This is a genomic window from Bacteroides sp. NSJ-39, from assembly GCF_014287315.1.
GTDB lineage: Bacteria > Bacteroidota > Bacteroidia > Bacteroidales > Bacteroidaceae > Bacteroides > Bacteroides finegoldii.
In genome coordinates this window covers 108554-127164 of the sequence record NZ_JACOOB010000004.1, presented here as the reverse complement: position 1 = coordinate 127164, position 18611 = coordinate 108554, and the positions used below count along the sequence as shown (strand labels likewise).

The following is an 18611-nucleotide window of genomic DNA, read 5'->3' as shown; positions in this document are numbered from 1 at the left end:
AATTATAAATAAAGGAGGTTTGATTATGACAACGATGGAATTCCCAACAAGATGCGGTGTTAAACCTTCTTTATATCTATGATAAGGCGGATAAGGCTCTTGAAAACACATCAGATATAGTATTCCGCTAAATCAACAATTCCCGCCCGCATGGCATATTTGGTGGCTTCATGCACATTATTTACGCCTAACTTGCGGAAGATATTTTTACGGTGGCTGTTAATCGTATGAAAACTAAGGTTTTTCTTTGCTGCAATCTCTTTTGTCGTTTTGCCCAGTGCGATTTCTTTTAGAATATTCTTTTCTGTTTGCGTTAGCAAATGATTGTCTGTGGATGAGGTAACAGACGGAGAGCCAGTTCCCGAAAGCAATAGGTTGCTGACATGATTGCAGATATATCTTTGTTTGCGGATAGCGCATTGAATAGCAGTGATAATTTCTTCTTTGGAATTATCTTTCATTACTACTCCAAAAGCCATGCTGCTAAATAATATTTGTCGAAGGAAGTTGAGACTTAGCTCATCGGAGAATAGAATCCAATCGGCCTTTTTAAACCTTTCCTGCAGAACGATCAGTTCATCTGCCCCGGCAAAATTGAATAGTGTGTAATCAAGAATAACCACTGCTTGCGGATACAATCGCAGCAACTGAATCAGCTCTGCTTTATTATCAGCTTCTAAAAGCGCGGATACATCTTTTTGCTTGGTCAGTAGGAACATCATTCCCGCTTTGCTGATATCTTGATTGTCTGCAATGATAAATTCTCTCATAATAGGAATAGCTAAATAAAAACTCCGCTACAAATGTACATATTTTGTGCGATTTGTAGCGGAGTTTTAATTAGATTCTTGAATTCCGATTACCAGGAACGTCCTTTGAAGATGTTGGATTGGTCAAGCGGAACGATATTTCCGTTCAATGTCAGATTGTTGTTATTGAAGTTCGGGCTGATTGTAACCGAAGCTGTATTATTTCCACTGCTCATGTTGATAAAGACCTGAGCGGAAATACCAATACCTTGAACGCTGAATGAACAGTTCACATTTCCTTTCTTGTCAATGTTCATTTTCATATCAGAAGAATTACCATCTACAGTGACACCACCGATCCCGTTAGGACCTGGATAAGCTGTATTGAAAGCAGTCTGCACAGTGGCTCTGTTGCCATTCATCAAAACGAAGTTGGTGTTTGAAGTCACGAAAGCACTCATTCCATTGCGGAAGATTACTTGATTGGCTTCCAATACAAATTGCTTGTTCTTTAAAGCCTGTACAGCTTGTTGATAGGCTGCCATGTCCTGTACTTGTTCTTCGGCGCGGAGTTTCGCTCTTTCTGCGTCTCTTTGAACTTTTCGTTCTGCGCGGCGGGTTGCTGCGTTACTTTCCTGTGCATACATCATCGTGCTTGCACTTACTAATACTAATGCTAATAATGCAATAAACTTTTTCATAACTTTTTTTTTGTTTAGGTTTAATACGTTGTCCGTTTATTGCAAAAACAAAGAGTATGCCGGATTGTTCACGAACGTCGTGCAATTTTGTATCCGATAGCTGCGACGGCAATACTCATTAAAGGGCTGATAATGTTGAAAAAGCAATAGGGAAGATATACAAGTGTGGGCACACTTAAAATGGTGGCCTGAGTCATCCCGCAACTGTTCCATGGGATCAGTACGGATGTAACGGTTACTGCATCTTCCGTCGTGCGGCTTAGTAAGCAACTTTCATATCCTTTCTTGGCATATATGTCACGAAACATATTCCCCGTCAGAATGATACTGATATATTGGTCGGCTGTTGCCAGATTAAGAAACAAGCCTGAGCAAACCGTACCTCCTACCACACTGACCGTCTTTTTCATAAATCGAACAAAGATTGAAGTGATACTACCCAACATACCGCTGGCCGTCATTGCTCCACCAAAACACATGGCACACAGAATGAGCCAAATCGTATTCAGCATTCCGGACATGCCGCGTGTGGCAATCAAATCTGACAGAACGGCATTGTCTGTGTGCAGACTTGTACTTCCATATATCGTTATCATTAATCCTTTGAACAATGAATCGAAGCCGGAAGTTGCCATTCCGGAAACTTCCTGTAATAACTCCGGCTGGAAAATCAAAGCGAAGACTCCTGCCAGCAGTGTCGATAAGAACAGGGTAATGATGGAAGGAATCTTACGGGCGATTAATATGCCTGTTGCAATAGGTACAATCAAGAGCCAGGGAGTAATGTGGAACTTTTCATTCAAAGCAGTTGCCACTTCGGTGATATGTTGTGTATTGCTGGCATCGTGTGAGAATCCTGCCACAGTAAAAATAATCAAAGTGATTATGAGGGAAGGAACTGTCGTTATCATCATGTATCGGATATGCCGGAATAGTGGAGTATCAGTTACGGAAGCTGCCAATATGGTTGTTTCCGATAGAGGCGAGACCTTATCTCCAAAATAAGCTCCGGAAATAATGGCTCCTGCAATCCATCCCTCTTCAAATCCTTGTGCCCTGCCGATACCCATCAGTGCGATTCCAATGGTAGCGATGGTAGTCCACGAACTACCGGTCATAACGGAAATAAGTACACAAATGATACAGGTGGATGCTAAGAAGAAACTGGGATGTATGATTTGCATTCCATAATAAATCAAAGTAGGTACTACTCCGCTGATCATCCACATTCCACTTAATGCACCGATAATCAATAGAATGATAATAGCCGTTGCCACTCCGGCCACATTGTTTGTGATGGCAATCTCATAATCTTTCCAAGGAATTTTGTAGAATGCCATACCGATAAGAATACAAATAGCGGTAGTGGTGAGTAATGATACTTGACTTCCTCCACTTAAAGCATCACTACCGAAAGTATGGATAGTACCGAATAATAATAGTATAAGTACGATAATTGGTATCAGGGATACAAAAGGGGAGGGGGCTTTTTTCATATTAAGTTCTTTAATGCTCTATATTATTTTGGTTTGCAAAGATATAACAAAATGATCGAAATTCTTAGCGTTATGGAACGAAGCAATAAAAATTAGTATAAGTTTATATATTCTTGGTACATAGAATCAGCCCCAATTTACCTTACGTTTTAGCCACCAATATCGTATGAAAAGTATTCCGGTCAGAATCAGAGCGATAGATAGTCCGGTGTAGAAAACGGAAATAAAACTGTCGGGTAATAGATGGAAACTCCGGATGGTAATGCTTAGAGAGATCATGAATATCATAATGATCCAACTCTTTACATCAAAAAAAGAAAAAGGGCAGTTACGGGTTTTCTTTTTCTCGTCAATTCGCCGGGTGTGTTTATAATAAAGTCTTTTAAAGATGAGTATGAAGAATAACAGGAAAACTACAGTTGCTTCTCCGATTTTGAACATCCAGTCTTGGGAGTTGTTTAACCATGTAATGATTCCTATTCGTAATATATTGATACCGGCTGTAATCCATACTGCGCCGGCTGTAATGAGTAAGATTTGTTTGTTGACTCCGTATTTCATTCGCTTTACTTTTTTGCTATAAACGGTTTTACTGCTTATTTTGTTGAGTCATTTCTTATGATTTATAACTCATTTTATAAAAAAAGTGGTGGAAACCGTATTCCCTTCCCCATCAACGGCTGTCAGAGAGTGTTTTCCCGGTTCAGGTTGCAAGGATATTTTATGAAAATCCTGTGTTTGCATCAGATATATATCATCGAGATGCCAGAAAACGATTGCTTCGGGATTGTTGTGAGCCAGTTCGACAGTGATGAATCCTTTGTTACCATCCAATTGTTTCGGTAGCTTGATTCGTGCATTCATCGGAGGATAAATGAATTGCATGGGTTGGAAACTATCTTCTCCGCAACCTGATTTGAACGGAGGAAGAGGCTTGTATTCCGGATGATGCTGTTTATAATACCATTCCCACACAGGAGGCAGTGCGAACCATGACCTTTGGAAAGTAGGCTCCGTATTGGCACAATTCTCATAAATACGATATTTCTCGTCGGCAGATAAAGTAATGAAGTGATGATATGGGCAGGATTCCGTTCGCAGTCCGGAGGGAAGTATAAGCACTGTGTCCGTCTCCTCGCAGAAGCGTCCTTTCAAATGACCGGATTGACGGCATACCTCTGCATCAATAAAAACACCGGTCGGACGTTCAAACCACGATGAAGAGGGAAGATAGTTGAATACATCGAATAATACGGGACCTGCCGTTTGTGCGCCCACTAATCCCGGTTTTCCTTCACCGGTTGCGTTTCCTACCCATACGCCGACTGCGTAACGAGGAGTGACGCCTACCGCCCAAGCATCCCGGAATCCATAACTCGTTCCTGTTTTCCAGGCGATGGTCTGCATGGAAGGGATGGACTTCCAATCGATCTCTTCGGGGCGGTTGACTTCTTTTAGCGCGTCGAAAGTTTGCCACACTGCACCCTTGTCCCAAGTGAATTTTTGTTGTATCGCTTCGTTTTTGTTCTCTTCTCCCATTAAGATGTCGGCTTCTTTTTGAGGGACTGCATCACTATGCTGATTCGGAATCAGGCTTCGTCCCATTTGTGCGTACGCATTTGTTACATCCCATAAAGTGGCTTCTGCTCCTCCCAGAATCAGGGATAAACCGTAGTGGGACGATGGACGGGTGATTGTTTTGAATCCAGTCTGTTGCAGGAAATTATGAAATTTGGGAACACCATATTTTTGTAACATTGTCACAGCTGGAATATTCAGTGAACGGGAAAGTGCTTCCGAAGCGGGCACAGCCCCCTCATACTGCCTGCTGAAATTCTGCGGACTGAATCCGTTTATGTTAATGGGGATGTCAGGAAGTAGTGTATGTGGCAATAATGCCCCCTCCTGCAACATCGCATAATATAAAAAAGGTTTCAAAATACTTCCTGTGCTTCTGGGAGCTTGAATTACATCCACCTGATTACCTCCTTGCCGATGGTCGAAATGTACATTCCCGCAATAGGCTATCACTTGATTGGCAGGGAGGTCGATTACTAAAATGGCCAGATTGCGGATATCGCTTCGGTTAAATTCATTGCTCCAACGTTCAGCGATGTTTTCTATATGCATTTGAATCCCCCGGTCAATGGTGGAATGTGAGTACTGTCCATTTCTTTCTTTGTAGAAACGGCTGACTAAGTGGGGAGCTGTTTGCGGAAGAAGATGTGGCTCTTCGGGAAGAGGCTCGCTGACAGCCAACTCATAAGTAGACGAATCTATGATTTCTTTCTCATGGAGCAGTTTAAGGACCCGGTTACGTTTGGCAAGTAATGTCTCCCGTCCTTTGGATAGGTGAATCATGGCTGGAGCATTGGGTAATACGGCAAGCATGGCCGATTCCGCCCATGACAACTCTTCGGCTGAATGACCAAAATAACGCCAGGCGGCCGCATCCAGTCCTACCACATTTCCTCCGAAAGGGGCATGAGATATGTACATGGATAGGATTTCTTCTTTAGAAGCCCTGAATTCCAAACGTGTAGCCCAGATCATTTCGATTATTTTCTCTCCGAAAGTTCTGGGCTTGTTTCGTGCAAGCCGGATAGTTTGCATGGTCAGTGTGCTTCCTCCGCTTACAATACGTTTGTTCTTGATGTTTTGATAAACGGCTCTTCCGATGGCAAGTGGATTAACACCCCAATGATGATAGAAATGTTTGTCCTCAAAAGTGATAAGGCAGTGTTTTATTTTCTCCGGTGTCGTATTCCTCGGAGGGAAACGCCACTGCCCGTCGGAAGCGATACGTGCTCCCAACAGTTCTTCGTTCCTAGCAGTGACGACAGTCGAGTAGGGGACATGAAAGAGTTGTCGGGGAAGACAAAACATATATCCCATCACCAAGAGAGTAATACTGCCAAGTATTACTCTCTTGGTGACGGATAAATTTCTGAATACCTCGGATATCTTAACTTTCATGAATTGCGTTTGTTCTTACCAACAGAATTCGTATTAGCGACTCACCGTTGTTCTTCCTGCTTTGCTTCGTGCCTGCACGGTTGTATCATACATGGCTTCGCACTGAACAGCCGGAAGAATGAAGTTACCGGTGTATGCCGCTTGCAATCTGATAGTAAATACCTTTGTCTCACCACGGTACAAATTGAAATAGGTCAATACACGATCGTCGCGGATATCCTGATAGGAGTAATTGATAGCTGTACCGGCAGTCGCCATTCGTTCATTATATATTTCCCACCCGGATGGTATAATATGTGTCAATGCCAGATTGGTATAATCCGATGTTCCGCTAATATTGGATATGGAAACGACAGCGGTAAAGTCAGTTCCTTGTTTAATTTCTTCTGCGGATATGGGCGTGCCGTTCAGAGTTGCATATCTTATATCCATCCGAAGATTATCTGAGATGGCGGGCAACGTATCGTTCAGCAATTGTGTGCGCGTGATAATGTCTACTCCCAATGCTCCCTTGCCTTGATTCTTTACAGAGACTGTTCCGGATTTCGGTGAAGTAGGAATCTCTTTGTCAAATACCGCTTTGGCAGATTTCACGGCAGGTTGTTGCTTGCCGTTCCATGTCCATGTGAAATCAAGTGTGCCTGATAACTTTTCTGCCAAGCGTCCCATTGCCATGAGGGCAAATGCGGTAGACTGAGTACTGAAATAGTCCTCTAGTGACAGATTCTGCGAGACTTTCTTTGCTTGTTGAAGTGCATCCCGTTCCCGGTTCATCAAGATTAATGTTTCCAGAATCATTGCTTCATCCCGGTCGGACGAACCGTAAATAAAGTTCATTGAAGAATAGGGAGTGACACTGGTTGCTGTCTTATATGCCAATTCTTCGGCTGGTTTCATTTTTCCTGTCAATGCGTAGGCGGCTGCCAATCTCCATTTGGCTTGAATAGATAATCCTTGCTGTTCCTTCATTCTGTTCATAGCTCCGTACTCCGGTATACCGGCCAATGCCAGCGTGTATAGGCGGAAGGCTTGCATCAGCTCCGACTGCCATAGTTGCCAGCTGTTTGCATCCTGTGGCATACGCCAGTTCTGGGCTGCTGCACGTTGGAAGTGTTTCCACTTATTCAATACGTTTGAATGGACGGCATATCCCTTTTCTTGTGCCAATGTCAGGAACATTCCGGTATATGAACTGATCCATTCGTCTGCGACGGCATTCCCCGGCCAATAGACAAAACCGCCATTGGGAAGTTGCCGGGCATAAATCTGACGGATAGCCTCCTGTACATTTGTTTTTATTTTCTCTGCTTCCTGTTCGTTTACCGTTTTAAATTGAGAGATAAACAAAAGCGGCAATGCTTTGGAAGTCAACTGCTCTGTACACTGATGTTGGTAATCGTATAAGAAGTCGAATCGACGTGTGATATCTACGGATGGGATGCGGGATACTTCCAACTGAATATGATTGTTGTCGGAAAAACCGCTTAGGCTATACGATACCTCTCCACTTTGTCCGGCTTCCACCCATTGGCTGTTGCGCAATGTCACGACCGGATTCGGGTTGCGTACGTCTATTTCGATGGTTTCTTTAGTCTGCTGTCCACCCCCGTTTGCCGTCAGATGGATAGTTGCTTTACCTGTTTTGTTTCCGGTCTTCAATGTAAAGAATGTAAGCTGGTCGCCCGGTTGATTGAAGGTTAGCGACTGTTGCGAAGGTCCGGCAATTTGTACTCCTCCACCGGAAACCTGAATAGATACGGTGACATTCTTTACCTGATTTTCCATTGCAAAGATATTTACCGGAACAGTGATTTCCTCTTGAATACTAAGCACGCGCGGCAAGGTGGAAAGCAGCATTAACGGTGTCCGTACATAGGCCGTCTTTTCTGCATTTCCATAAACACCGTCCTGTCCTGCCACTACCATAGCGCGTACAGAACCTACGTACATCGGAAGTTTCAATGTATGTGTCTGATGTTTGCTTTTTCCCAGATAGAAAGGGCCTATGAATTTAACGACCGGTTTGAACCGGTTTGCTTTTGCATCTGCCGGTTTCAAAACTGCGTCCCCGCCTGTACTGAAAAGAGAACCGTAACTTCCGGCGGAAGCTCCCAATACGTTGTCGTACATATCCCATGTCCGGATACCGAGCGCTTCGCGTGAATAGAAGTCATTCCAAGGATCGGGTGTCTTGAAGTTCGTAAGGTCCAGCAGACCGTCGTCTACGATAGCCAATGTGTAAGTCATCGGTTTCCCGCTCTTTTCGCTGACGGTCACATTGAAGTTCGTTTCCGGTCGTAGCACTTCCGGCATTTGTATTTGCGGTCTTAATATTGTTTGACTGTTAGTTACGAATACCGGGACAACACCATACATACGGATAGGCAAGTCATTCACTGTCTGCGCATGAGGCTGCAACAAGCTGATGTGCAGATATACGTTCGGAGCCATTTCTTCTGTGACCTTGAACGTATATTTTGTATCTCCTTTGCTGGAAACTTCGATCCATTCCTGTTTGAGTACCGTCGATCCGTTTTCGATGGATACCAATGCACGTCCGTTGGCTGCTGCGGGGATAATAGCCATAGCTGTTTCTCCTATCTCATAGGAATCTTTGTTCAATGAGAAAGCAAGCATTTTAATACCACTGGGGTCCGATTTACTTGAACGTCCTCTCCATTCGGGCCAGTCTACGTAGACAGTACCTCCGGTGGCATGTCCGCTTTCTTTGTCTTTCACATAGACCAGATAACGTCCCCAATTGGGATAATCGACGCGGAATTTGAAAGAAGCCTTTCCATTGTTGGTTTGCAGACTCCCGCTGGCTACCGGAGTGATGGAAGTTCCGTTTATATAGGAACTGAAAGATTCTTCATTGTTTTCCCACCACCAGCTCCAACTGATACGGTAGATTTTATATTCCAGATTTGAACGGCTCACCGCCTGTCCTTCCGGATTCACTGTCACAATGTCAAATACATGATCTTTGTCCGTTTCTATGTATTTGCCTTTTGGCTGATTCAAGTTAATGCCCACATACGATGTGAACGGAGAGAAAGGAACGCTTTGGGTATAGATACTGGCATCTCCTCCCGGTTCGAATACACGGGTGGTGAAAGATGCGTTTAGCATACCCGGCGCATTGGTTGCTGCAGGGAGTTTTAAAGTGACTCCCGCTCTTCCTTCCGCGCTGAGCATTCCGTCAAACATATTTGTCTTGATGGTAGTGAAATCTGTAGCCGGATTATTGAAAATATACTGTCCGTAGTTTTTAAATTGTGTATTTACTTTAGACAGTGACATCTCTACTTTGGTTTTCAGATGTGAAGCCTTAGCCCCTGTCAGCCAGGCAGAAGTGAGTGGAGCATAGACTTCTTTGTCTGTTGCTTGAAGAATTCTAGGCAATGCCAACGTTATTTTAAGTCGGTTGGGTTTTATTGTTTCGATGCGTATCCCTTTATGGAAAGTCGAACCGCCTACTTTTACGTATGCGTTCCACAGACCGGTAGGGGCATCTGCCTGAGTAGGGACAGTAAATGTGTAAAAGCCATTCATCCCTTGTGTTGAGATCATTTTGGTATAGAATTGGCCTTTCGGATTGTAGATTTCCAGCGCTACCGGATGTTTGTCCGGTATTCTTTTTTCCCGGTCTTCCAGAATGAAAGATATATGTAAGGTGTCTCCCGGTCTCCATACTCCTCTTTCACCATACATAAATCCTTTTAAGCCTTTTTGAATATCCTTTCCACCCACATCGAAGCGGCTGACCGATTGCTCTTCACCGTCTGCAACACGTACGTAAGCTTTTTGTCCGTCTGCCTCTGCTACGATAATGAAGGGAACTCCTTTCGGAGCGATTTCCGCCAAGCCTTCTCCGTTTGTTTCTCCCTTACCGATGGTTTGTAACTGGAAATTGTAAACAGTTACTTGCGCCTTTCCGACAGGTTTTGTGTCCAAAATGTTGTTTACTGCAATCCACAGATTGTTCAAGGAGTTCTTCTTTACGAGCATTCCCAGATTAGAGGCAAAGACATTGCAGGTAGCTGTCCGGTCTGCTCCCATATAATAGGACGGGTGGCACGGATTATCCCGTTCTTTCCACCGATACAAACTCCAGTCCATAGTTTCGCCGTTGTAATAATAATAAGCCTCAGGAGTGTCCCATACAGCTTCGTCTGCCTCTGACAAAATACTACCGCTAACTTTTGTCAGACCGTCGGAAGTCGTGTCGGAAAACTTCATTTCTTTGTTTTCTTCACTTCCACCGCAAGGATAAGCGGAATATTCTTGGCGGAAAGACAGGATAACCCGGTAGATGGCGCCCGGTTCTTGATGAATCAGTCCGGCAAGGTCGATAGAGTAATCTTCCCATTGATGAATATCTTTTGATGAATCCTTGCTTAGCCACAATGTTTTCTTATAAACCAGGCGTCCCGAACGGCGCAACTCATTGGCAGAGGCCAGAGAGTTGTTTTGCATAAACATCAAGATGTTACTCTCAAAGATGCGGATAACCTTTAAATCTACTGCATACAGATTGACAGCACGGAATGGAATAATCAGGCTTTTCGAATCGGGAAGAATAGCGGCTGAGGTAGCCATCTCTACTTGCGGTTTCAGATTCAATTCGCTGAATGAGATAGAGTGGGAAGTCCCCAGACTACGGTCTTGACTGCTTTTTATTCCTTCATGGATATTCAAAGTCAGTTTATTTATTTTATTGGTTTCAAAATAGATAAGAACCTGATTATCCTTAATTTGGGTGATGCAAGAAGATACTTCCGGTATCTCGATCAGTCCTTTCAGATCTTGCATATTGGATATGGGAGCAGAGAATACGACTTCGATCCCGTTTTCCGGTTGGTCAATGCGTTTGGCGGTCAGAAAGCGGAAACTATCTTTTGCCGGAATCATGATTTCTTCGATTTGCGTATGGTCAATTCCGGCGGGATTGCCGTTTGCTGTCAGTTGGATTTGGTAATCTTCCGCTTCCCGCAAGATCCGGGTGATACTGAATTCATAACGAGTCGGATTGTTGGTGGAGGTAATATCGACCGGATAATTTTTACTTTTGCCATTGCCGACTATCAGCATTTTCTCAACTTCTTCTTTCTTTACAACGTCACTAAAGCGTATTTCTCCTTTTATGTTCACTTCGTCGGGTTGAGTAGCTGTAATCGTTATAGGTTCTGTATGAATTGTGAAGTTACGTTCCTGCACCCGGAATGAGAAGTTAAATTCCTTTAGCTTTTTATCTACCTCGATAAAATCTCCAAGCTGGAAAGTTCCTTCGTAGAATGCTCCCGGTTTTAAAGTACCTTCTTCCGGAACAAATTCGATGGTGTTATTGCTAATCCAATATGCTTTTCCTTTCAAAGACGGTGAAAAGCTGAACGGATTATCTTTTAACTCATTATTTACGTCAACCATAGGTTGATCGTGTGTCAACTCGATGCGTATAGTCGAACTTTGGGAGATGACTCCTCCTGTGTAGGCATTTACATAGGGGGCATATTTTGCAGAGGGGATGATGTCTTTCGGACTGTGCATACATGCGGAAAAGGTCACAATCCACATTATGAAAAAGAATAGTTTGGTAGCGAGGCTGCTACGTCCAGTTTTTATTTGTCCCATAGCAAAGAGTTTTTATTGGTTCAGTGGACAAATATACTGTTTTTATAATAGATTCTTTTATAGACAGGGGTATTTTTCCTTCAACTTTTTCATGAAGGACTTGCTTACTTGTAGGAGCTCGGCGTCATTAAAAGGGGGGAGTAATACACAATTATTGTCTTCAATTGATGCCAGATAGCTGATATTAATAATGTAGGATTGACTGATCTGAAGCAAATAAGGGTGTAAACTCAATATCTTTTGCGAGTTCGTGTTTCTTTTTAATATCAGAGTGTGTTTGTTGGATAACATGACTTCCCACAATTTGCTTTTTGAGTTATAGCGGAAATAACCGATTTCTTCCAAGTGAATCAGTTGCAAATTTCCGGTAATAGTGGTATATAAAAATATGCTTTCTTGATGTTGCGTAATTTGTGTCTGGTCGCAATGTTCAATGTTTATGTGTTGATGGTTCATGATATTAATTTATTAATTTCCCGTGTCGTAATTTTTATTTTCTGTCAAAAGTAGCAGATTACTCTTAATTATAAAAATGAAAAGTGTCTCATTTCTATAATGAGACACTTTTATTATTAAGATTTGTACGTTACAAAATAGAAGAATTCTATTTACTTTGTTGATATTCAATGAACTTACTGGGAGAAATACCATATCTTTCGGAAAAGTTCCGGTAGAAGGTTGCCCGTGAGCTAAATCCGCATGCAAACATCAACTCTTTCACATTCTTTTCCGGATTTTGGGCGATTAGTTGTTTGAAATGCTCTAGTCGGATATAATTAATATATTCACGGAAACCTGTAAATCCCTGACTTTTGATTGCATCCGAAATATTGCGTTCTTTGTCATTTAAGGCTTCTGCCAAATCTTTTATACTGTATTTCTGATCTGTGTAAGGATGTTCTTTCTTTAAATAACTCTCGATTGTGGTGAAGAGTGTGAGTGGCTGAAATGAGTTTCTCATTTCTTCAGGATTTTCTTCTTCTGTATTATACACCATACTGATATGGTCTGAAAACGGATTCTCATATCGTAAATATAGCATTGAAAATAAAACAGTAAAAACGATTGCTGTAATACCGAATAAATTGAAGATAAACTCATTAATGCTTAATGTGAATAGGATGTATATACCAAGAAATAGGAATAAGAATCCCATGAATAGATACATGTTTCTATTCATCTTACGATGTGTCTTAACACGGCTGGTGACATAAATGAGAATAAAGAGAGGAGTGATGACAGAAAGCAGGAATATACTGATTCTGAGTTTGACATCCATATTACCGATATTGGGCATTATCTCATTTAGTGAATGGATAGCCGTTATGTTGCCATTGAAGTACAGATAGCAGATTCCTACCGTTATGGTAATGATAGGAGGCAATAAGAAGGTGAATATTCTGAAATGGTTGAAATATCCCGGAGATAAGGATGCGATGGGAAATAGTGCTACGATATTGGCCAAAGCGTACCATTTAAGCATTTTATCAATATTGAGCAATTCTGTGAAGTCATATTCCGGGGTGTCCGTGACAATCGTCAGCCATCCGATGTTTTCCCATGAAAACATGAACCCTATACCGACTGCTATGATTCCCCAATATAATTGAGGATAATTGTCTTTGGCACGAATGATAAGAATAATCCCCGATATAAGGGCAATCAAATCAAGTGCTAGTTCAACTGATAAATGTAGTATTCCCATGTTTATAAGTCTTCACCTGCATATTTAAGGCTATTAAGTTTAATAACGTGATTATGAGTTTATGCAAATGTAGTTGTTTTGTTTCTATCCAACAAAATTCGGTTGATAAATTGCATTTATTTGCGTACTTACAAAATATAATTAGTTAATTCTAAAACTGATCTTCGTAGCGTTTCCAATATATTAGGATGATATGCCAAAATTTGTGACCGTTTGTCAGAATTGAAATAGAAGTAAGCATTATAGGTATATAAACAATAAATCCCCATAACCTTATTAGTTACAGGGATTTAGTATATAGCAATTTATTAAATTACTTGCTCAAAGCCTGAGCTACGTCAACCGCACAAGCTACAGTACAACCTACCATCGGGTTGTTACCAATTCCCAGGAATCCCATCATTTCTACGTGAGCAGGAACTGATGAAGAACCAGCGAACTGAGCGTCAGAGTGCATACGGCCCATTGTGTCTGTCATGCCGTATGAAGCTGGTCCGGCAGCCATGTTATCCGGGTGAAGAGTACGGCCTGTACCACCACCGGAAGCAACTGAGAAATAAGGTTTGCCTGCAAGAACACGTTCTTTCTTGTAAGTACCAGCAACTGGGTGTTGGAAGCGAGTCGGGTTAGTAGAGTTACCTGTGATAGATACGTCTACACCTTCTTTCCACATGATAGCTACACCTTCGCGAACATCGTCAGCACCATAGCATTTTACTTTTGCACGAGGACCGTCAGAGTAAGCGATTTCGCGAACAACTTTCAGTTCACCTGTAAAGTAATCGAATTGAGTTTGAACATAAGTAAAGCCGTTGATACGAGAGATGATCTGAGCAGCGTCTTTTCCAAGACCGTTCAGGATGCAACGCAACGGTTCTTTACGTACTTTGTCTGCTTTTGCAGCAATCTTGATAGCACCTTCAGCAGCAGCGAAAGATTCGTGACCTGCCAGGAAAGCGAAACATTTAGTTTCTTCGCGCAGCAACATGGCAGCCAGATTACCATGACCGATACCAACCTTACGGTCGTCAGCTACAGAACCCGGAATACAGAATGCTTGCAGACCGATACCGATAGCTTCAGCAGCTTCAGCAGCATTTGTGCAGTTCTTCTTAAGAGCGATAGCAGTACCTACTACATAAGCCCATTTTGCATTTTCAAAACAGATAGGCTGAGTTTCTTCACACGTTTTATAAGGATCAAGTCCGGCAGCTTCGCAGATTGCGTTAGCTTCTTCGATATCTTTGATGCCGTTAGCGTTCAAGGCTTCGATAATGCCTTTCATACGACGGTCTTGGCTTTCGAATTTTACTTCTCTAATCATAGTTTCTTTCCTCCTTATATTATTCGTGACGTGGATCAATAGATTTAACTGCTCCCTGTTCTGCTGTTACGCGTCCATAAGTTCCTGTAACTTTTTTCAAAGCTTCGTTCGCATCGGTACCTTTCTTGATTTCGTCCATGAACTTACCCATGTGTACGAATTCGTATCCGCAGATTTCGTCGTTCTTGTCCAAGAAGATTTGTTTGATATAACCTTCTGCCATTTCGAGGTAACGAGGACCTTTAGCCAAAGTACCATAAAGAGTACCTACCTGGCTACGCAGACCTTTACCCAGGTCTTCCAGACCTGCACCGATGATCAAACCACCTTCAGAGAAAGCTGATTGGGTACGTCCGTAAACGATTTGCAGGAACAGTTCGCGCATAGCTGTGTTGATAGCATCGCAAACAAGGTCGGTGTTCAATGCTTCAAGGATTGTTTTTCCCGGAAGGATTTCAGCAGCCATAGCAGCGGAGTGAGTCATACCGGAACATCCGATAGTCTCAACCAAAGCTTCCTGGATAATACCTTCTTTAACGTTCAGTGTCAGTTTACAAGCACCTTGTTGAGGAGCGCACCAACCGATACCGTGTGTCAAACCTGAAATATCAACGATTTCTTTAGATTTTACCCATTTGCCTTCTTCGGGTATGGGAGCCGGTCCGTGATTAGGACCCTTCTTTACAACACACATGTGTTCCACTTCGTGTGAATAAGTCATAATTAGCTCTTTTTTAAGTGATATAATTAAAAATACGTAGTCACGATTCTCTAAATCGCCCACAAAGGTAGTCGATTTATTTGTTTCTGCAAACCGCCTTTTATTACTTTTTTGTGAAAAGAGATAAATCCCTTTATGTTTTTCTCAGTTTGTAAAGTCGGGATTGCATTTGCCGAACTACTGCTATTATTGACATTGTCTATTGAGGGTAAACTTGTTTTCTTCTTATCGTAAAGTTCTTTTTACCTAATCTCTAAGTTGCTTTAGACTACTGCTAAACTATAAACGAAGGCTTCGTTTTTATAAACGCAATCTTCATTTGTATAATCAAAGCCTTTGTTTTTATAAACGGAACTTTCATTTATAGTTTGTATGCAATCGAAGTAAATTAATTATCAGTTGAAAGCAACTTTGTCTATGCTGGAGTGAGACTTATCTGGTAATAAATAAAGGTGATGAACGTGTCGATTTTCGGAAGAGAATAGCAGGATATATTTGTTAAATGGTCTAAGTATGATCATTTGTGAGCCGAAATTGAAGTTTTGGTGGAGAAAAGTGCAATTCTTAGAATAAACGGATAAAAGATGACTTTTTACTGAATTGATTGATTTTCAATATGATAGTTTGATGTGGTGAACGTTGAAAGTGATAATATAGTTCGTTTGTCACTTTATTGTCATCCTATTGTCAGTGTCTATTGTCATTTTTATCTTTCTTATTATCAGTTGATTAACTCGTGAAAATGACAAATGACAATAAAACTGGCGTTTTAAAACCTTATGTAGATATTAGCTTATAATTCGTAGGGCTGCAAATTTATTTATGTTTTTCGTACTTGGATATAGGATGAAATTCGTAGCTTTGCACATCATTTATTTGGAAAGAACTATGATAGAAGTAATGGAGTCCGCTTTGCAAAAAGCTGCGGGTGAGGGAATGGATGAATTCATCCAAGTGTTTACCGATAAATATAAGGAGGTGATTGGTGGTGAACTGACTGCCGAAACTATGCCTTTGTTAACGGGGGAACAACATTCTTTACTCGCTTATCAGATTTTTCGTGACGAGATAATGGTTGGCGGATTTTGTCAGTTGATTCAGAATGGCTATGGCGGATATATTTTTGATAATCCGTTTGCTAAAGTAATGCGTTCATGGGGAGCGGATGAGTTGTCGAAATTGGTCTATAAAGCAAAAAAAATATATGATGTCAACCGAAAAGACCTGGAGAAGGAACGGACAGATGATGAATTTATGGCTATGTACGAGCAGTATGAGGCTTTTGATGAGTTGGAAGAGGCTTATTTGGAGATGGAGGAACAGGTTACGGCATTGGTCGCAAGTTATGTGGATGACCATTTAGACCTTTTTGCAAAAATAATAAAATGATGAATGCAGTATTTTTTAAGTATTTGCATTTAGTAAGTGTGAATCAGAATTTATATCTTTGCAAAATCTAAAAAATATGTTTATGAAACAGATGAAATTTTTATTGGTAGCTTTGATGGCTGTGGTGATGAGTGTGTCGGTGACTTCTTGTATGAATGGAGAAAATAATCCAGTTTATACAGGATTGGCTGTAGCTGAATGTGTTAGTACATATCCTGCTACTTTCGCAGTCTCAAACAATCAGAAATTAGTTGTAAAAGATGCGACCTTGCTTGACTTAAAGTATGGGAAAACGTATATGTTTTATTATCAATTTAATACAGAGGAACAATCTGTTTCTGCAGCTTCAATAACTGTGACACTCTATCAAGGAAGTGCTCCGGTAGCAATTGATGCTGATGATGACGAGGGACCGGTGGCAAACTCTGCGGATTACGAGGCTGATGCAGCATTGTATTCTTTGGGTACATCTTTATTTCCATCTTCTTTTTTACTTTATAATAAAAAATTGCTGGTTCCCTTTGGCTATTGGGTAAAAGTAGAAGAAAATACTGATAAGCAAAAAGAAGAATTTAATAAGCACTCTTTTGTTTTAACGTATGATGTTACTAACATAGCAAGTGGTGCGAAAACATTTGAATTGACACTTAATCATAAAATTAGTGACGCAGAAGGTGAGAAAGTTACTCGTGACAGGTGGGCGGAAGGCTATAAAGTGTACGATTTGACTGCAGCTATAACAGCTTTTAGTGAAAAATCGGGAACAGTACCTACTACTATAAAAATAAAGACGAAACTTAATACATCTACTGGCGGCTCTTTGGAAGGGGCGATAGATGGTACGAACGAGGTAACTTATACTACTGAATAACATTGAACTACAAAGAACTATTTAACATAGCAATGAAATTGATTTCCTCTCCGGCTAAGGCTTGGGAGGAAATTTCTATGGAAGAGGATAGGCGAAAAGTATATATGGCTTTTGTTTATCCTATGATTGGTTTATGCGGTCTGTCCGTATTCATTGGTTCGTTACTGACCAATGGATGGGGAGGTCCGCAAAGTTTCCAGATAGCTATGACCAATTGTTGTGCCGTAGCGGTAGCCCTGTTCGGAGGCTATTTTCTGGCAGCATACGCCATAAATGAGATGGGGACGCGAATGTTTGGTATGCATAGTGATATACCATTGGCGCAACAGTTTGCAGGATATGCGCTTGTTGTACCATTCCTGCTCCAGATTGTAACCGGACTATTACCTGATTTTAGAATTATTGCTTGGCTGCTGCAATTCTACATCGTATATGTGGTATGGGAAGGAGTTCCCGCATTGATGGGCGTAGAAGAAAAATTGCGATTGAGATACACCCTTTTCTCATCTGCGTTGTTAATACTATGTCCGACGGTGATTCAGATTGTTTTCAATAAACTGACAGCCATACTTAATTAAATGTGTGAAGATGAAACAACCCTCTGTAAATATAAAAAATAAACGGGCTACGTTTGATTACGAACTGATAGATACCTATACGGCAGGTATTGTGTTGACAGGTACGGAAATCAAATCCATTCGTTTGGGAAAGGCAAGCCTGGTAGATACGTTTTGTTATTTTGCGAAAGGCGAATTATGGGTGAAGAATATGCATATCGCCGAGTACTTCTACGGTTCGTATAATAATCATACGGCACGTAGAGAGAGGAAGTTGTTGCTTAACAAAAAAGAATTGGAAAAACTCCAAAGGGAAATGAAGAATCCCGGCTTTACGATTGTTCCCGTGCGTTTGTTTATCAATGAGAAAGGGTTGGCGAAACTCGTAGTTGCCTTGGCGAAGGGTAAGAAAGAATACGATAAACGAGAATCGATCAAAGAGAAAGACGACCGCAGGGATATGGCAAGAATGTTCAAACGATGACATG

14 protein-coding genes are annotated in these 18611 nt (G+C 41.5%); 4 read left to right on the top strand and 10 right to left on the bottom strand.

Annotated features, from left to right (window positions below):
* Window positions 1-110: 110 nt before the first annotated feature.
* From H8S63_RS06355 to H8S63_RS06310, 10 genes are all read right to left on the bottom strand, one after another.
* Window positions 111-770: a response regulator transcription factor gene (locus H8S63_RS06355; protein ID WP_186926166.1), complete on the bottom strand. Its 660-nt coding sequence runs from the start codon at window positions 768-770 to the stop codon at window positions 111-113.
* Window positions 771-859: 89 nt separating this feature from the next.
* Window positions 860-1450 carry a DUF4251 domain-containing protein gene (locus H8S63_RS06350; RefSeq protein WP_022275085.1) on the bottom strand — a complete coding sequence of 197 codons (591 nt, stop codon included), beginning with the start codon at window positions 1448-1450 and terminating at the stop codon, window positions 860-862.
* A gap of 68 nt (window positions 1451-1518) precedes the next feature.
* Entirely contained in the window at window positions 1519-2946 is a 1428-nt protein-coding gene (locus H8S63_RS06345) for a Na+/H+ antiporter NhaC family protein (protein ID WP_007754342.1), read from the bottom strand.
* A gap of 126 nt (window positions 2947-3072) precedes the next feature.
* Window positions 3073-3507 carry a hypothetical protein gene (locus H8S63_RS06340; RefSeq protein ID WP_186926164.1) on the bottom strand — a complete coding sequence of 145 codons (435 nt, stop codon included), beginning with the start codon at window positions 3505-3507 and terminating at the stop codon, window positions 3073-3075.
* Between the two features lie 69 nt (window positions 3508-3576).
* Window positions 3577-5922: a penicillin-binding protein 1C gene (gene pbpC / locus H8S63_RS06335; RefSeq protein ID WP_186926162.1), complete on the bottom strand. Its 2346-nt coding sequence runs from the start codon at window positions 5920-5922 to the stop codon at window positions 3577-3579.
* Window positions 5923-5955: 33 nt separating this feature from the next.
* Window positions 5956-11556, bottom strand: coding sequence for an alpha-2-macroglobulin (locus H8S63_RS06330; RefSeq protein WP_186926160.1), 5601 nt, complete (start codon window positions 11554-11556; stop codon window positions 5956-5958).
* Window positions 11557-11613: 57 nt separating this feature from the next.
* Entirely contained in the window at window positions 11614-12012 is a 399-nt protein-coding gene (locus H8S63_RS06325) for a LytTR family DNA-binding domain-containing protein (RefSeq protein ID WP_186926157.1), read from the bottom strand.
* A 148-nt stretch (window positions 12013-12160) separates the two neighbouring features.
* A complete protein-coding gene (locus tag H8S63_RS06320; protein ID WP_186926155.1) occupies window positions 12161-13261 on the bottom strand; it encodes a helix-turn-helix transcriptional regulator in 1101 nt (366 codons plus the stop codon).
* Between the two features lie 313 nt (window positions 13262-13574).
* The gene (locus H8S63_RS06315) at window positions 13575-14585 is read right to left on the bottom strand and encodes a GGGtGRT protein (RefSeq protein WP_007754403.1); all 1011 of its coding nucleotides are present in this window, start codon (window positions 14583-14585) and stop codon (window positions 13575-13577) included.
* Between the two features lie 19 nt (window positions 14586-14604).
* On the bottom strand, window positions 14605-15306 hold the full coding sequence (locus tag H8S63_RS06310) for an iron-sulfur cluster assembly scaffold protein (RefSeq protein ID WP_007759112.1): 702 nt from the start codon (window positions 15304-15306) through the stop codon (window positions 14605-14607).
* Between the two features lie 888 nt (window positions 15307-16194).
* On the opposite strand from H8S63_RS06310, the gene H8S63_RS06305 reads away from it, so the two are divergent.
* From H8S63_RS06305 to smpB, 4 genes are all read left to right on the top strand, one after another.
* Window positions 16195-16695, top strand: coding sequence for a DMP19 family protein (locus H8S63_RS06305; RefSeq protein ID WP_032839677.1), 501 nt, complete (start codon window positions 16195-16197; stop codon window positions 16693-16695).
* A gap of 82 nt (window positions 16696-16777) precedes the next feature.
* Complete coding sequence (locus H8S63_RS06300; protein ID WP_255467632.1) at window positions 16778-17566, top strand: hypothetical protein; 789 nt, start codon at window positions 16778-16780, stop codon at window positions 17564-17566.
* Between the two features lie 32 nt (window positions 17567-17598).
* Entirely contained in the window at window positions 17599-18144 is a 546-nt protein-coding gene (locus H8S63_RS06295; protein WP_007754408.1) for a Yip1 family protein, read from the top strand.
* A gap of 10 nt (window positions 18145-18154) precedes the next feature.
* Window positions 18155-18607, top strand: coding sequence for an SsrA-binding protein (smpB, locus tag H8S63_RS06290; RefSeq protein WP_007754410.1), 453 nt, complete (start codon window positions 18155-18157; stop codon window positions 18605-18607).
* The last annotated feature ends 4 nt before the right edge of the window (window positions 18608-18611 follow it).

Coding starts and splice junctions, on each gene's coding strand:
- H8S63_RS06345 (WP_007754342.1), bottom strand. CDS start 2,946: ATGAAAAAAGCCCCCTCCCCTTTTGTATCCCTGATACCAATTATCGTA.
- H8S63_RS06330 (WP_186926160.1), bottom strand. CDS start 11,556: ATGGGACAAATAAAAACTGGACGTAGCAGCCTCGCTACCAAACTATTC.
- pbpC (WP_186926162.1), bottom strand. CDS start 5,922: ATGAAAGTTAAGATATCCGAGGTATTCAGAAATTTATCCGTCACCAAG.
- H8S63_RS06315 (WP_007754403.1), bottom strand. CDS start 14,585: ATGATTAGAGAAGTAAAATTCGAAAGCCAAGACCGTCGTATGAAAGGC.
- H8S63_RS06320 (WP_186926155.1), bottom strand. CDS start 13,261: ATGGGAATACTACATTTATCAGTTGAACTAGCACTTGATTTGATTGCC.
- H8S63_RS06305 (WP_032839677.1), top strand. CDS start 16,195: ATGATAGAAGTAATGGAGTCCGCTTTGCAAAAAGCTGCGGGTGAGGGA.
- H8S63_RS06295 (WP_007754408.1), top strand. CDS start 17,599: ATGAAATTGATTTCCTCTCCGGCTAAGGCTTGGGAGGAAATTTCTATG.
- H8S63_RS06340 (WP_186926164.1), bottom strand. CDS start 3,507: ATGAAATACGGAGTCAACAAACAAATCTTACTCATTACAGCCGGCGCA.
- smpB (WP_007754410.1), top strand. CDS start 18,155: ATGAAACAACCCTCTGTAAATATAAAAAATAAACGGGCTACGTTTGAT.
- H8S63_RS06325 (WP_186926157.1), bottom strand. CDS start 12,012: ATGAACCATCAACACATAAACATTGAACATTGCGACCAGACACAAATT.
- H8S63_RS06350 (WP_022275085.1), bottom strand. CDS start 1,450: ATGAAAAAGTTTATTGCATTATTAGCATTAGTATTAGTAAGTGCAAGC.
- H8S63_RS06355 (WP_186926166.1), bottom strand. CDS start 770: ATGAGAGAATTTATCATTGCAGACAATCAAGATATCAGCAAAGCGGGA.
- H8S63_RS06300 (WP_255467632.1), top strand. CDS start 16,778: ATGAAACAGATGAAATTTTTATTGGTAGCTTTGATGGCTGTGGTGATG.
- H8S63_RS06310 (WP_007759112.1), bottom strand. CDS start 15,306: ATGACTTATTCACACGAAGTGGAACACATGTGTGTTGTAAAGAAGGGT.